The 14,119-nt window shown below is 61.6% G+C and carries 12 protein-coding genes and 2 pseudogenes; 7 read left to right on the top strand and 7 right to left on the bottom strand.

Annotation, left to right across the window (positions count from 1 at the left end):
* Both KNW02_RS16125 and KNW02_RS16120 read right to left on the bottom strand, forming a co-directional pair.
* A partial coding sequence (locus tag KNW02_RS16125; protein ID WP_216034274.1) for a heavy metal-binding domain-containing protein occupies positions 1-670 on the bottom strand: 670 nt, incomplete at its 3' end.
* Complete coding sequence (locus KNW02_RS16120; protein ID WP_043847423.1) at positions 670-1,032, bottom strand: NADH-quinone oxidoreductase subunit A; 363 nt, start codon at positions 1,030-1,032, stop codon at positions 670-672. The genes KNW02_RS16120 and KNW02_RS16125, both read right to left, overlap by 1 nt.
* 370 nt (positions 1,033-1,402) lie before the next feature.
* On the opposite strand from KNW02_RS16120, the gene KNW02_RS16115 reads away from it, so the two are divergent.
* On the top strand, positions 1,403-2,044 hold the full coding sequence (locus tag KNW02_RS16115) for an RNA polymerase sigma factor (RefSeq protein WP_240477028.1): 642 nt from the start codon (positions 1,403-1,405) through the stop codon (positions 2,042-2,044).
* A 63-nt stretch (positions 2,045-2,107) separates the two neighbouring features.
* Positions 2,108-2,416 (top strand): hypothetical protein, encoded by a 309-nt coding sequence (locus KNW02_RS16110; RefSeq protein WP_216034273.1) that lies wholly within the window; start codon positions 2,108-2,110, stop codon positions 2,414-2,416.
* Positions 2,417-2,747: 331 nt separating this feature from the next.
* On the opposite strand, the pseudogene KNW02_RS16105 reads toward KNW02_RS16110, so the two are convergent.
* The 4 genes and pseudogenes from KNW02_RS16105 to KNW02_RS16090 form a co-directional block, all read right to left on the bottom strand.
* Positions 2,748-3,334: pseudogene (locus KNW02_RS16105) on the bottom strand (IS5-like element ISPso2 family transposase); the annotation flags it as partial.
* 217 nt (positions 3,335-3,551) lie between these two features.
* A complete protein-coding gene (locus tag KNW02_RS16100) occupies positions 3,552-4,592 on the bottom strand; it encodes an IS110 family RNA-guided transposase (RefSeq protein ID WP_216034272.1) in 1,041 nt (346 codons plus the stop codon).
* Between the two features lie 86 nt (positions 4,593-4,678).
* Positions 4,679-4,855, bottom strand: a pseudogene (locus KNW02_RS16095) (transposase); the annotation flags it as partial.
* A gap of 250 nt (positions 4,856-5,105) precedes the next feature.
* Positions 5,106-5,792 (bottom strand): DUF6629 family protein, encoded by a 687-nt coding sequence (locus KNW02_RS16090; RefSeq protein ID WP_043847429.1) that lies wholly within the window; start codon positions 5,790-5,792, stop codon positions 5,106-5,108.
* A 177-nt stretch (positions 5,793-5,969) separates the two neighbouring features.
* On the opposite strand from KNW02_RS16090, the gene KNW02_RS16085 reads away from it, so the two are divergent.
* Positions 5,970-6,824, top strand: a complete 855-nt coding sequence (locus KNW02_RS16085) for an NADH-quinone oxidoreductase subunit N (protein WP_348524753.1) — start codon at positions 5,970-5,972, stop codon at positions 6,822-6,824.
* A 65-nt stretch (positions 6,825-6,889) separates the two neighbouring features.
* Here KNW02_RS16085 and KNW02_RS16080 read toward each other — a convergent pair whose 3' ends face one another.
* Positions 6,890-7,750, bottom strand: a complete 861-nt coding sequence (locus KNW02_RS16080; RefSeq protein WP_088665105.1) for a patatin-like phospholipase family protein — start codon at positions 7,748-7,750, stop codon at positions 6,890-6,892.
* 250 nt (positions 7,751-8,000) lie between these two features.
* Between KNW02_RS16080 and KNW02_RS16075 the strand changes: the two genes are divergently transcribed.
* Genes KNW02_RS16075 through argF form a run of 4 tightly spaced genes read left to right on the top strand, consistent with a single transcriptional unit; the run spans position 8,001 to position 14,118 of the window.
* On the top strand, positions 8,001-10,385 hold the full coding sequence (locus KNW02_RS16075; RefSeq protein WP_149789480.1) for a heavy metal translocating P-type ATPase: 2,385 nt from the start codon (positions 8,001-8,003) through the stop codon (positions 10,383-10,385).
* A gap of 17 nt (positions 10,386-10,402) precedes the next feature.
* Positions 10,403-11,851, top strand: coding sequence for a YfcC family protein (locus tag KNW02_RS16070; RefSeq protein WP_149789479.1), 1,449 nt, complete (start codon positions 10,403-10,405; stop codon positions 11,849-11,851).
* Positions 11,852-11,875: 24 nt separating this feature from the next.
* Positions 11,876-13,102 (top strand): arginine deiminase, encoded by a 1,227-nt coding sequence (locus tag KNW02_RS16065; RefSeq protein ID WP_216034271.1) that lies wholly within the window; start codon positions 11,876-11,878, stop codon positions 13,100-13,102.
* 14 nt (positions 13,103-13,116) lie between these two features.
* Entirely contained in the window at positions 13,117-14,118 is a 1,002-nt protein-coding gene (argF, locus tag KNW02_RS16060; protein WP_149789477.1) for an ornithine carbamoyltransferase, read from the top strand.
* Position 14,119 lies beyond the last annotated feature (1 nt).

Genomic DNA, 14,119 nt, shown 5'->3' with positions numbered 1-14,119 from the left:
CCTCATGGCCCTCATGGCCCTCATGGCCCTCATGGCCCTCATGGCCCTCATGGCCCTCATGGCCCTCATGGCCCTCATGGCCCTCATGGCCCTCATGGCCCTCATGGCCCTCATGGCCCTCATGGCCGTGCGACGCCGCGCCGGAAACGCGGCGTTCCACAAGGAACATCCCGCATTTCGGGCATTTGCCGGGTTCGTCCGAAACGACTTCGGGATGCATGGGGCAGGTGTATTCGATCCGCTCCGACAGGGCAGGCGCATCAAACTCCGTGATGTCTGGTGCAAAAGCCCCATTGCGGAGCAGTTTGCGCAGATCCTCCAGTCCGGAGATCAGGCCCGCCTGCGACATCTCCGCCGTCACGTCGGCAGTGGGCAGAGGGCCAAGATCGACCTCACCAAGCGCCAGAATGCACCGGGGTCGCGGCATCTGGGCCCAGACGACGCTGGCCGCATCGGCCAGCGCAGTGGGCAAGGGCCCCGCGATCAGCAAGACGTTCGCGTGGCGCGGCGTCACCGCGCGGATCAGCCCTGCGGCGTCCAGATCGAGACCACGGGCATTTGCGATATCCTCACCGGGAACAACGAACGCGCGCAAGTCCCGCGCCATGGCCCCGGCGACCAACCCGCGGAAACCGCGCAACAGACCCTGACGTGCTCCGGACAAATCCATCATTGCCGCCTCAGCGCGCCCTGGCTCCATCCATAGAGCAGGCCGAGAAACAGGATTGCGAGAAAGACACCCATGTCGAGCAGGGCAACCAGCCCCTCTTCACGGTAGACGACCGCCCAAGGGTACATGAACGCCATCTCCATATCGAAGGCCAGAAACAATAGCGCATAGCCGTAATACTTGGCGTGGTATCGGACCCAGACCGGATCGCGGGCCAGCGTGCCGGCGGTTGCGGGCACGTCCTTGGCGGGTTCGGCACGGGCCCGCCCGATCGCACGGGCGAGGGCATAGATGCTCAGGACCAGCCCGACCGTGCCGAACGTCAGGCCGAGCAGAATGGCGTATTGCGTCAGTTCACTCATGTCCGCACTGGCTCCTGTCGTGCTTGGCCTTTTTTGCCAGATCTGGTACCGCGCACGAAAAAGCCGTGCGTAGTCCTTTCCATCCACGTTAAGGCAAGGACGCTCAAAAAGAAAAACGATTACGAAAAATTACTTCCCCAACCTGACGACGCGACTTGAAGCAATGAGATTTTGAAAGTCGCGGCGCCTTTGTCAGCAGCAACCATGCGGATAAATTTCATCGGCACGATGGATTGCTGATTTCAAAATCACTAACATTGGAATTTCGCCTTGGAATGGATAGCTTCATGGTATCTGCCCATGGCGACATGTTCGATGTATCCGCCTGCCGGGCTGGATCGGAATTTCGGTGCAAGGGCGGCGTGCAACCATGTCGGAAACCAAAAACCATATCCCAATGGACAGCGACGGTGATCCGCCCGGCCTCGAGACAACACTGTCGGTGAACAGAAATGCGTTTTTGGGGTTTCTCGTCAAACGGCTGGGAAACCGGGCCGATGCTGAGGACGTTCTGCAGGAGTTTTGCATCCGCGTTCTGGCACGTAAGGATCAGCTGCGCGAGGCGGACCGCATGGATGCCTGGCTTTACGCGGTGTTGCGTTCGGCGCTGAATGATCACTATCGCAAGTCGGGACGGTCGAGGCGTCTGACAGAGGCTGTCGCACTGGAAGTTCAGTCTGCGGTTGTCGCGGATGACCCGGTCGAAGACATGGACGTGATCTGCAACTGCGTCAAAGGGCTGGTCACTGAACTGCGTTCCGGTGACGCCGAACTGATCCGCCGAATTGACATTGACGACGAGGATCGCGGCATTGTGGCAGCGGACCTCGGGCTTAAGTCCGGCACACTGAATGTGCGTCTCCACCGCGCCCGCGCCGCCTTGGGTGACGCGTTGATGGCCCACTGCGGCCCTTGTTGCCGTCATGGCTTTGACGATTGCTCCTGTCCGCCGGTCGGCTGCGAGCATCCTGTTGAAGAGACCGATTGTAAGGACGAAAACACCCCGTCTTGAGGCGGTTTTGTAATGCTGCGCTTCAAACGGCGTCTTCATAAAGAAGACGCTCGGGAGGATCGTATGACCACGGAACCGGCAGATGCGCAGGCAGTCGCAGACTTGATTTCGGATGTGTTTTGCGAGTGTCGAAGCATTGTTGAGGCCGATGTTGGAAGGCTGTCGGGCGAGTTGTTTCTCAAGGTAGATGTCGAAGGGCGGAGCCTTCGGTCTGCGGCAGACGCGGTCGGGCTCAGCACAGGTGACGCCAAAACAGCTCTTTTTTTGTTCCGCCGCCAGATAGCCAGTGCTTTGGTATCGTCAGTCCTCACAGTATCGGCGTCGGACGAAGATCAAACGCGCGGGGAAGGGAGGCGAAGTGTGGGCCACTGAGTGGTCGGGTTACGGACCGCACCCCGATGTGTGTAACGAAAGGACAGAGCCGGCGTCTACACTTATGAACCGCGCAATCAGCGTTCATCAGCAAGGAAGACAGACATGTTCGGACCTCTCATTCTGGTTGGTATCCTCGTTTCGGTTTTGCTCGCCAGCAGAATAGTCGAAGCACATCGTGACGGCATTGTTGTCGAAGAAGCGCTCGTGGCCATCCCTGTAAAAAGCCCTCAAGACAGGAACCGACGCTAGGCGCAAGGCAGGGAAGGCCGCCCGCAGACCACATGACGCCACAGTGACCAAACCAACCAACACAGTCTAGGGTCAGGATTCATAACCAATAGATGACGAGAGCCGCGAGGGCGATGGCTGAGAGGAACACCTTGGGGCATCGGTCATAGCGGGTCGCGACGCGCCTCCAGTCCTTGAGCCTGCCGAACATGATCTCGATGCGGTTACGCCGCTTGTATCTCCGCTTATCGTATTTGATCGCCGTCTTGCGTTTGTTCCGGCCTGGGATGCAGGCACGTATCCCCTTGTCCTGCAACGCTTCTCTGAACCAGTCAGCGTCATAGCCACGATCCCCGAGTAGCCATTTGACGTTTGGCAGGCCACTCAGCAGGGCCCGAGCGCCGATATAATCGCTGACCTGTCCAGCGGTGACGAACAGGTCGATCGGTCGCCCCTGACTGTCGCAGATGGCGTGCAGCTTGGTGTTCATACCGCCTTTGGTTCGACCGATCAGGCGACCACGCCCCCCTTTTTGGCGGCCATGCTGGTCGCCGTTCGATGGGCTTTGAGGTATGTTGCGTCGATCATCACGGTCGTTTTCTCGCCGTGTTCCGCCGCCAGCCCGGCCATCATCCGCGCGAAGATGCCCTTTTCGCTCCAACGCTTCCACCGGCTGTAGAGCGTTCTCTTATTGCGGCCCTGTCAAGCGTGGGAAGTTGATGTCCGTCCGGGGTCATGGTTCTCTCCGAGGTCGCCTTGAGCGCCTCATGATGGTTTTCGGCGGCGGATCGTCTCCAATGTCTTGTGCGGGGTGTGGCTCTGGCCATCCCATGCTCTACAGCGAGATCGATCAACCTCCGTCCCGTCGGGACTGCGCTCCCCGCGTCAGACGCGAGAACTCAGATCAGGCGGTGGCCTCCTTTGTCCATTGATAGTCGGTTCCATTTTTCCAGAGCGTCAGCATAAGCACTGCGATTTTGCGAGCCGTCGCGACGGCCGCCTTGCGGAAGCCACGCCGTCCCGCCAGTCGCACAGCCCAGCTTTTCAGCCGCGAGAAACGTTTCACCTGATGGATCACGGATGACGCCGCCTCGAACAGTAGCCCGCGCATCGCACCGTCACCGCATTTCGAAACGCGCCCCGACCAATCCATTTCGCCGGACTGATGTCGCTTTGGCGTTAACCCAAGAAAAGCGCCCACATCCGACGTCCGGTTGAACCGACCCGGATCATCAACCAGTGCTATGAAGCTGAGCGCGTTGACCGGACCAACACCGGGGATTGTCATCAGGCGGCGCGCGACTGGATGGACCTTGGCCGTTTTCCTCACCGCCTTGTCCAAGTCGTCCGCCACTTGGCACAACTTGGCATGGGTAGCGATGAAGGCATCAGCTATGACCCGCAAAACCTGGTCGGTCTCGCCCGCTGCCGCCAGCTGATCGCGGAACGCTTGCCTCTGCCGTCCCTGGCCAATGCCGATCATACGGATGCCGAAGGTTTTGAGGACGCCACGAATGTGACCTTCGAGGTCCTTGCGCAACCGGATCAACCGTTCCCGCGCGCCTACCAAGCTGCGAAGCCGGTCCGCCTCCTCGCTGCGGATGTGAACCGGTGTGAACCAACCGGTGCGCGCAAGCTGTGCCAGACCTTCGGCGTCGGCGGCATCCGACTTGTTGAGCCGCGCCGACAAGCTCTTGTGTGCCTTCCGGGCATCAATGCAGGTCGCAGGCAGGCCGAGACCTGCGAGGCCGCGCTGCAACCAGATCGATAGCATTCCGCTTTCATGCACGATCCGTCGGGGCGTAAGTTCGCGGTTGCGAAACCAGCCCGCGACCCCCTCGGGATCAGCGGGACAGACGCCACGCGCTACAGTCTTGCCATCCCTGTCTACAACGCAGATCGAAATCTCTTTCAGCGACACATCCAAACCGACATAGTATTCCATAGGTCGTTCTCCTCACGGCTTATATCCATGAGGCCAACATACCGGACCTCGTTCGCCCCCGGAGAGCGACCGCCGCAATCACACCATGTCTTATGTGGGCCATACGCGGCGGGCGCATCGCGCCAACGCAAGCCATTGCGATTGATGAAAATAATCCCGCTCAGCACCCGTCTGTCATCAACCCGGGGCTTCCCGTGCGACCTGGGAAAGAAGGGAGCCAGGCGCGCCATCTGCGCGTCGGTCAGCCAGAAGAGATCGCTCATGTCACCACTCCGTTTTCGGAGGCGTGAATCACGCAGCGCAACAGAAATCAATGCATCCTGACCCTAAGCCCGCAAGACGAAGCGCAATAATCAATGACCGACCAGACAGCCCGCCCATTCACGCGCCGGTACCATGGCAGCGTCCCGGAAGCCCTGACGTTCAGCCTACGACGACCCCTTGGACAGGCCGGTAAGAAATACAGAGAATCGCCGTTGTGATTCCGTAGAGCGCGCCATTTACTTGTCGGATTTAGGCAAACAGTTCAGGACATTCACGGGCGCACTTATTTGTCAGGATGATGTAGACCAGATGCAGCGTCGCAAGTCCTGCCAGCAGGCAGAAGAAAGAGATGTAGGCATATTGCAGGAAAGCAATATCGACCACGATCACCGCCACCAGCGTCAAGGCGAAATGGCGCACATGTTTGTAGTGCGACAGGGCCGGCGGCAGGGTGATGAGGGTCACGTAGATCGTGTTGGTCAACCACCGCGGCATCATGAAATCGAGCCACATGGATTTTTCATAGGCCAGCGACTGGTTGTTGATCTCTACCACAACCATGTCGCTGTTGAGCCCGTGCGGGATGTATAGCAGCAGGCCGAAGGCCAGTCCGATCAGCGCCATGAGGCGGAACAATCGCTTGCGCGGACTGTCGTCCGGCTCCAGCACATAAACCGAGAAGGGAACCCATATCGGCCACATGAACCACGTGAAGAAGATGAACCCCATTGCCCCCCACAAGACCGTCAGGGGATCATTTCCGTTCATGCCAACCCACACGAAACCCTCAGTGAATTGCTGAAGACCTGCGAAAAGCGGCATCAATGCAAGCGGGAGATAGCGTTTGTTGCGCTGGAAGGCCACGATTGAAATGGCGGCCCCACCCCCGACAAGGAAAACGCTTGCAGCAAAACTGACTTGGGCCGACAGGCACATGGCATTTTCCTTTTCAGGCCTACTCTCTGTTTCCAAACGTAAGCGACTTCTACAGCCTTGAAAAGAATGCAAATCGTCAGCCGCAGGATTGGTCCGGCTCCCCCCAAAAACAGGAGGCGGAAGGCCTGCTCCGCGTCGCCGCGGCAGTCACGCGGGCGCAGAGGCTAAAGCGGCACGATTGAACGCCGGGTCTCCGGCTGGTCCATCTCGTACGGCGGTGCCGGCTCGACGCTCTTTTCCGAGCTGGGCCGGCTGGCGGGCAGGACGCTGATCGCGCTGGCCGGGCTGACCGCGGTGCTGATCGGGCTGGGCTACAAGGCGGCGCTGGTGCCGTTCCAGTTTTGGGCACCCGACGCCTATGACGGCGCGCCGGTGTCCGTGGCCGCCTATCTGTCGGTAATTACCAAGGTCGCGGCAATCTTCGCCTTCGCGCAGATCTTGCGCGACCTACCGGTCGGTACTACCTGGCCGATGGTGGTCGCGCTAATCGCCGCCATGACGATGACGTGCGGCTACCTGGCGGCGCTGGTGCAAAGCAACGAGGTGCGCCTGCTGGCCTATTCGTCGATGGCGCAGGCGGGTTATTTCATGATGGGGATCGTGGATCTGGGGCCAGGCTTGCTGGCGCTGCCCTCGGTGATCGTGTTCAGCGCGGCCTATGTGGCGATGAATCTCGGCGCCTTCGCGGTGATCATGGTCGCCGGACGCAGCCTTGACGACTTCCGGGGCTTCGGCCGCGCGCGCCCTGTGATCGGCGTAGCGATGGTGGTGTTCCTGCTGTCAATGACGGGCATTCCGCCGCTTTTCTGCTTTTTCGGCAAGGTGCTGCTCTTCGGTACGGCGATCGAGGCGGGCTATCTGTGGCTGGCGGTGATCGGCATTCTCAACAGCGTGCTGGCGCTGGCGGCCTACCTGCGCATCGTGGTGCCGATGTGTCAGCCGCGAGAGTCCGGACAGGACAGCGCCGCCCCGGCGCCGCCGCTGATGATCGTGTTGGGCGCGACCGCGCCGATCACGCTGCTCATGGGGTAGCTTGCAGGGATGTTTCCTGGGTGACTGCAACTGAGCGCAATCGCACGTCGGGGGCAACTCGCCGATCAGGGGGCGAGCAGCATGCTGATGTCGTTATATGCGCGGCGGGTCGCCACGGCGCCTGCCGCAATACAATGACGCTTTTGCCGGAATTCCAGTGTGCCGATGGTCTGGCTGAAAGCGGGTCGGATCACAAAATCCGCTTGCTCAAAACGCAGTCGCGCATGTTCATACTGGCAGACCTCGATGGATCGCATCATCGCCTGCAAGCCGTTTTTCGGGCCAGTCGCGTTTTCGCGCTGGCTGGGATCCACAGCGATCACGACTTCCGCGCCGGTGGCCCTGGCGACGTCCACCGGCGCGATATCGGAATAGGCTCCGTCCATCAGTACATACGGATCATCGACAAGGGGCGGCAGTATTCCGGCCAGCGCCGCGCTTGAATAGACATAATCAGTGGCATCTCCCTTGCCGAATACCACGCGTTGGCCAGACAGCATGTCGGTTGCACAGACAAAAGCCGGGATGCGGCCGTCCTGCAGGTTCTTGCCCTTGGTCAGGCCGGACAGGACACTGCGGCCCCAGGTCTCGGTGCGCGCGCCTGATCCCCAGCCAAAATACATGTCCCGCGCGGCAAGCAAAGCAAGCCGCATTCCCCTGATCCTTGCAGCCATTCCAGGCACGCGAAAGTCCGGTGTTGCCGGAAACCCGCTGGTATCCATGCCCACGAGTGCGTCGTACCATTTGTCATTAAGAGCATACGTAGCACCGACAACCGCGCCCATCGACACGCCCACGACGGCGCTTGGGATGTAGCCCCTGGCGATCAAAGCTCTGAGTACGCCAGCATGCGAGAGGCCCCTTGCCCCGCCGCCACTTAGCACGAGGGCAAAGCACTTGTGGGTTGCAGTGCTCGCTTTGGTCATGCTGCTCAATTCAAACTCCGCAATTTGGCTTTTCGTCAATTGGTTGGTCCCAGGCTGCCCGACCCTGCGCCAGTGCGCGCCATACGGAAATACTGACGCGAGTGGACGTAAAGCGTTACCGTCTCATGGGTGACACCAGCGGCAGTGCCTGCGAAGATTTTCGCCGGACACTGTAACGTCCGATGCCTGGCAACGTCTATTCCCCTGATGGTCCTTCGCGACCGCAAGGATTAATCGACAGGAGCCAGCATTGAAAACCTTGACCCTTGAGGTCCGCGGATTGTTCGAGGAACTCGATCATCTCGCGGTCGAACGTCATGTATCCGCCCTCGACGGCGTTCACCGGGCGGAAGCGAACCCTGCGTCTGCCAGTGTGACAGTGCAGTACGACGAAACGGTGGTGAACGAGGAGGCGCTGCGCAAGGCGATCGACGCCTGCGGCTTTCACTGCGCCGGAGAGCGTATGCCGAACCATATCTGCCAGATGGACCACACCGGCCATGAAGACCACGCGGCGCATGGCGCGACAGGGCCCGTTGCCAAGGACGCGATGGCCCATGAGATGGGTCACGGCGGCGGCATGGAGATGGCCGACATGGTCCGCGACATGCGCAACCGGTTCTGGGTGGCGCTGCTCTTTACCATCCCGATCTTCATCTACTCGCCGATGGGCGGCATGTTCACGCCCCCGGTGCCGCCTTTCGGCCTGAGGCTGGACCTTTGGCTGTTCTTCCTCGGCAGCGCGGGCATCGTCTGGCCCAGTTGGCCGTTTTTCGTAGCCGCTTGGCGGGCGCTGAAGAACGGCATCCTCAACATGGCCGTGCTCGTCGTGCTGTCGGTCGGCACCGGATATGTGTTCAGCGTCGGCTCGACCTTCTTCTTTCCCGGCGTGCAGTTCTACGAGGCGGTCGCGGTGCTGCTGGTCTTCATCCTGTTGGGCCACTGGCTGGAAATGCGGGCGCGCGCCGGTGCCTCTGCGGCGATCCGGGCGCTGCTCGATCTCGCGCCGCCGATGGCCACGGTGATCCGCGACGGGCAGGAGACCGAGGTGCCGACCTCCGAAGTGCTTCAGGGCGAAACGGTGGTGATCCGCCCGGGAAACAAGATTCCGGTGGACGGCGAGGTTTTGGAAGGATCTTCGCTGGTCGACGAGTCGATGCTGACGGGCGAGTCGATGCCGGTGAACAAGAGCTTGGGCGATACCGTCATCGGCGCCACGATCAATAAGACCGGCACGTTCCGCTACCGCGCCACCAAGGTCGGCGCCGACACCGCGCTGGCTCAGATCGTCAAGCTGGTGCAGGAGGCGCAGAACTCGAAGGCACCGGCACAGCTTCTGGCCGACCGGGCGTCGCAATGGCTGGTCCTCATCGCCATCGTGATCGGGCTGGCCACCTTCGCGGTCTGGTTCTGGTGGATCGGATCGCCGCTGCTGTTCGCGCTTACACTGACGATCACCGTTTTCGTCATCGCCTGCCCGGATGCGCTTGGGCTGGCCACGCCAATGGCTGTCATGGTGGGCACCGGGTTGGGGGCGCAGCACGGCATCCTGTTCAAGAATGCCGGGGCGCTCGAGGATGCGACCAAGCTCGACGTGATCGTCTTCGACAAGACCGGCACGCTGACGATGGGCGAGCCGCGCGTTGTCGAACTCGTCGCGGCCGACGGGAGTACCGAGGATGATGCGCTGCGCGCCGCGGCCTCTGTCGATCGCGGATCGGATCACCCCTTGGCGCTGGCCATCGTCCAGCGCGCCGAGGGGCTCGATGTGCCGCAGATGGCCGGCTTCGAGAACCTTGAAGGCCGCGGCGCACGCGCCGAGATCGCGGGCGAGCCAGTGCTGGTCGGCAACCGCCGGCTGATGGACGAGCAAGGCATCGACCTTGGCGCGCTGGATGCCGAAGCCGAGCGCCTGAAGGGCGAGGGCCGCACCGTGGTGCATGTGGCGAAGGGCGGGCGGATGCTCGGGCTGATCGCCATCGCCGATGCACCGCGCCCAAGCGCCATGGCCGCCGTGGCCAAGCTGCGCGAACGCGGCGTCGAGGTGGCGATGCTGACCGGCGACAACGAGGGCACGGCGCGGCGGATCGCGGCCGAGTTGGGCATCGACATGGTGCTGGCCGACGTGCTGCCCGGTCAGAAGGCCGAGAAGGTCAAGGAGCTTCAGGCCAAGGGCAAGAAGGTGGGCATGGTCGGCGACGGCGTCAATGACGCGCCCGCGCTGACCCAGGCCGATGTCGGCTTTGCCATCGGCGCGGGCACGGATGTGGCGATGGAAAGCGCCGATGTCGTGCTGATGAAAAGCGATCCCTACGATGTCGTGGGCGCGATCGAGCTGTCGCGCGCCACCCTGCGCAAGATGCACCAGAACCTGTTCTGGGCGGTGGCCTACAACGTGATCGCCTTCCCCGCTGCAGCGGGCGTGTTCTACCCGCTGATCATCAGCCCTGCCGTCGCCGCAATTGCCATGTCGGGCAGCTCGGCGCTGGTCGCGGTCAACGCGCTGCTGCTCAAGCGGACGCGGCTGGAAGGGATCAGCGAAGGCCAAGGCGGCGCAGGTGATCGGCGGAACCCGGTGGATTCTGAAACCATCCTGGAGCCGGGTTCCACACCACAAACACACCAAACGCATTGAATGAAGGGGAGGCCACGATGACTGATACATCTACAGACAAGAAGCCCGACGGGAGCGGACTGGCAGCACGATTTCCCACCGCCTATTCCATCCTTTTTCTGCTGATCATCGCCGTTGCGGCCCTGACCTGGATCATCCCTGCCGGGCAGTACGACCGCGCGATGAATGAAGAGGTCGGGCGCGAGATCGCGGTGCCGGGCACCTATCAGACGGTCGAAGCCAATCCGCAGGGCTTCGTGGATGTCATGCTGGCACCTGTCGCCGGGTTCTATGACCCCGACAGCTATGCCGCCAATGCCATCGACGTGGCGCTGTTCGTGCTGCTCCTGGGCGGTTTTCTGGGGGTGGTAAACGCGACAAATGCGATCGACACGGGGATCCAGGCGGCGATGGTCCGCCTGAAGGGCCGCGAGATCTGGATGATCCCGATCCTTATGTCGCTCTTCGCCCTGGGCGGAACGACCTACGGCATGGCCGAGGAAACGCTGGCCTTCTACGCGCTGCTGATCCCGGTGGTCATCGCCGCGGGATACGATTCCGTGACCGGCGTGGCGATCATCCTGATCGGCGCGGGCATCGGCACGCTGGGCTCGACGATCAACCCTTTCGCCACGGTGATCGCCTCCAACGCGGCGGGCATTCCGTTCACCGAAGGCATCGCCTTGCGGCTGGTCATCCTGCTGGGCGGCCTCGCGATCTGCATTGCCTATGTCATGCGCTACGCCTCCAGGGTCAAGGCGGACCCGGCGCGATCCGTCGTCGCGGCGCAACGCGAAAGCGACCGGCGGTTTTTCCTGAAAGAGACGGACGCGGAATTCAGCGAGCCGAAGCTGACCGGCACCCAGAAGCTGGTTCTGCTCCTGTTCTTCGCCACCTTTGCCGTCATGATCTGGGGCGTGTCGAGCCAGGGCTGGTGGATGGCCCGGATGGGGGCGCTGTTCTTCGGCATGGCCATCGTCGTCGGGGTTGTCGCGCGATTGGGCGAGAAGAAACTGACCTCGGCCTTTGTCGACGGCGCCAGGGATCTGCTGGGCGTGGCGCTGGTGATCGGGCTGGCGCGCGGCATCGTCGTCATCATGGAACAGGGCCTGATCGCCGATACCATCCTCAACAGCGCGGCCGACACCCTCGGCGGCCTGCCGGAAATCGCGTTCATCAACCTGATGCTCTGGATTGAGATCGGGATGAGCTTCCTCGTACCTTCATCTTCCGGACTGGCGGTTCTGTCGATGCCCATCCTCGCCCCACTGGGGGATTTTGCGGGCGTCGGTCGCGACCTTGTGGTGACGGCCTATCAATCCGCAAGCGGGCTGGTGAACCTGATCACGCCCACATCCGCAGTGGTGATCGGCGGTCTGGCGATCGGACGCGTATCGTTTGATCGGTGGGTTGTCTTCGTATGGCCATTACTGCTGATCCTCGTCGTCTTCATCTCGGCCAGCATCAGCTTGGCCGCCATTCTTTGACTGAATACATAGGAGTTACCGCAGATGTCTGAACTGAAACTCGGCGTACATTCGGAAACAGGGCAATTGCGGCAGGTGATCGTGTCGCCGCCCGGACTTGCCCACCGCCGCCTGACCCCCGAAAACTGCGCCGATCTACTGTTCGATGATGTGTTTTGGGTCAAGCAGGCGATCAAGGACCATGCCGTCTTTGCCGACATCATGCGCGGCGAGGGCATCGAGGTCCTGGATGCCATGGCGCTGCTCGCCGAGACGCTGGACATCAAGGAGGCGCGCACCTGGGTGCTCGACCACCGGATCACCCGCAATGATGTGGGCGTGGGGATGCGTGACGACCTGCGCGCCTGGATGGAGGCACTGCCGGGCGTGGAACTCGCCCGTTTTCTCGTTGGTGGGATCACCGTCGACGATCTTCCTTTCACCCCGTCGGGCATGTTCGGCAGCTATCTCGGCCTCAACGGCTTTGTTTTGCCACCGCTGCCCAATTTCATCTTCACGCGGGACAATTCCGCCTGGGTCTATGGCGGCGTCTCTCTGAACCCGATGTACTGGCCGGCACGGCGGCCCGAAACGCTGTTGATGGCCGCCGTTTATCGGTTCCACCCCAAGTTCGCAGATGCGCGTGTCTGGTTCGGCGATCCGACGCGCGAATTTGGCGCGGCTACGCTGGAAGGGGGCGATATCATGCCCATCGGCCATGGCGTCGTGATGGTCGGTATGGGCGAACGCTCGTCTCCGCAGGCGGTGGGTCAGTTGGCCGAGGCGTTGTTTCTGGGGGGTGACGTGACGCGCGTCATCGCCTGCCAGATGCCCCGGTCGCGGGCGGCAATGCATCTGGACACGGTATTCACCCATTGCGGCAACGATGTCGTGACGACGTTCAAGGAGGTGGCTGACGCGATCACCTGCTATGACCTGCGTCCCGGGTCGGCCGGTGCCGCGCTCGATATCCGGCGCGACGCCCGGCATCTTTTCGAAATCACCGCCGAGATATTGGGTTTCAAGAAACTGCATCTGGTCCCGACCGGCGGCAGCGATCTGGCCGAGCAGTCGCGCGAGCAGTGGAATGACGGCAACAACGTGCTGGCGCTGCGGCCCGGTGTTGTCATCGGCTATGACCGCAATGATGACACCAACGCCGCGCTGAAGGACGCCGGGATCGAAGTTCTGGCCATTGCCGGTGCCGAACTGGGCCGGGGCAGGGGTGGAAGCCATTGCATGAGCTGCCCCACCATCCGCGACGCAATCTGACAAAAGGAAACCCCATGTCCTACAATCTACGAAACCGCCATTTTCTTGCGCTGCGCGACTTCAGCCCGCAGGAAATCGGCTTTCTGCTGAAACTCTCCGCCGACCTGAAGGCGGCGAAATACGGTGGCTACGAAGTGCCGCGCCTGACCGGCAAGGAAATCGCGCTGATCTTTGAAAAGGACAGCACCCGCACGCGCGTCGGCTTCGAGGTGGCCGCCCACGATCAGGGCGCCCATGTCACCTATCTGGGGCCGTCGGGGTCGCATCTGGGCAAGAAGGAGACCGTGAAGGACACCGCCCGCGTGCTGGGCCGGGTCTATGACGCGATCGAATATCGCGGCTTCGGTCATCCCATCGTCGAGACGCTGGCGCAGTATGCCGGGGTGCCGGTCTATAACGGTCTGACGGACGAATTCCACCCCACGCAGATCCTCGCCGATTTCCTCACCATGTCAGAGCATTCCGACAAACCGCTGGGTCAGATTGCCTATGCGTTTCTGGGGGATGCGGGCAACAACATGGGCGACAGCCTGCTGATCGGCGGCGCCAAAATGGGTATGGACGTGCGTCTGTGCGGGCCAAAGGCCTGTTGGCCCGATCCAGCCATTCAGGACGAAGCGCACCGGATCGCAGAGACCACCGGCGCGCGCATCACCATCACCGAAGAGGTGGGCGAGGCGGTGAAAGGGGCCGATTTCATCTACACCGATGTCTGGCTGTCGATGGGTGAATCCAAGGACAAATGGGAAGAACGTATCCGCCAACTTCTGCCCTATCAGGTCAACTCGGACGTGATGGCGCAGACCGGCAATCCGCAGACCAAGTTCATGCACTGCCTGCCCGCCTTCCACAACGCCGAGACTGAGGTCGGTGCCGACATCGCAAAACATTTCGACATCACGGCGATGGAAGTGACCGAAGAGGTGTTCGAAAGCCCGGCCTCCATAGTCTTTGATCAGGCCGAGAACCGGCTACACACCATCAAGGCGATCCTTGTCGCCACATTGGCTAACTAGC

This window comes from Paracoccus marinaquae, assembly GCF_018860165.1.
In the GTDB taxonomy this organism is placed as follows: domain Bacteria; phylum Pseudomonadota; class Alphaproteobacteria; order Rhodobacterales; family Rhodobacteraceae; genus Paracoccus; species Paracoccus marinaquae.
This window is presented reverse-complemented; position numbering and strand designations above follow the sequence as displayed.

Coding starts and splice junctions, on each gene's coding strand:
- argF (WP_149789477.1), top strand. CDS start 13,117: ATGTCCTACAATCTACGAAACCGCCATTTTCTTGCGCTGCGCGACTTC.
- KNW02_RS16070 (WP_149789479.1), top strand. CDS start 10,403: ATGACTGATACATCTACAGACAAGAAGCCCGACGGGAGCGGACTGGCA.
- KNW02_RS16120 (WP_043847423.1), bottom strand. CDS start 1,032: ATGAGTGAACTGACGCAATACGCCATTCTGCTCGGCCTGACGTTCGGC.
- KNW02_RS16110 (WP_216034273.1), top strand. CDS start 2,108: ATGACCACGGAACCGGCAGATGCGCAGGCAGTCGCAGACTTGATTTCG.
- KNW02_RS16090 (WP_043847429.1), bottom strand. CDS start 5,792: ATGTGCCTGTCGGCCCAAGTCAGTTTTGCTGCAAGCGTTTTCCTTGTC.
- KNW02_RS16100 (WP_216034272.1), bottom strand. CDS start 4,592: ATGGAATACTATGTCGGTTTGGATGTGTCGCTGAAAGAGATTTCGATC.
- KNW02_RS16115 (WP_240477028.1), top strand. CDS start 1,403: ATGTCGGAAACCAAAAACCATATCCCAATGGACAGCGACGGTGATCCG.
- KNW02_RS16080 (WP_088665105.1), bottom strand. CDS start 7,750: ATGACCAAAGCGAGCACTGCAACCCACAAGTGCTTTGCCCTCGTGCTA.
- KNW02_RS16065 (WP_216034271.1), top strand. CDS start 11,876: ATGTCTGAACTGAAACTCGGCGTACATTCGGAAACAGGGCAATTGCGG.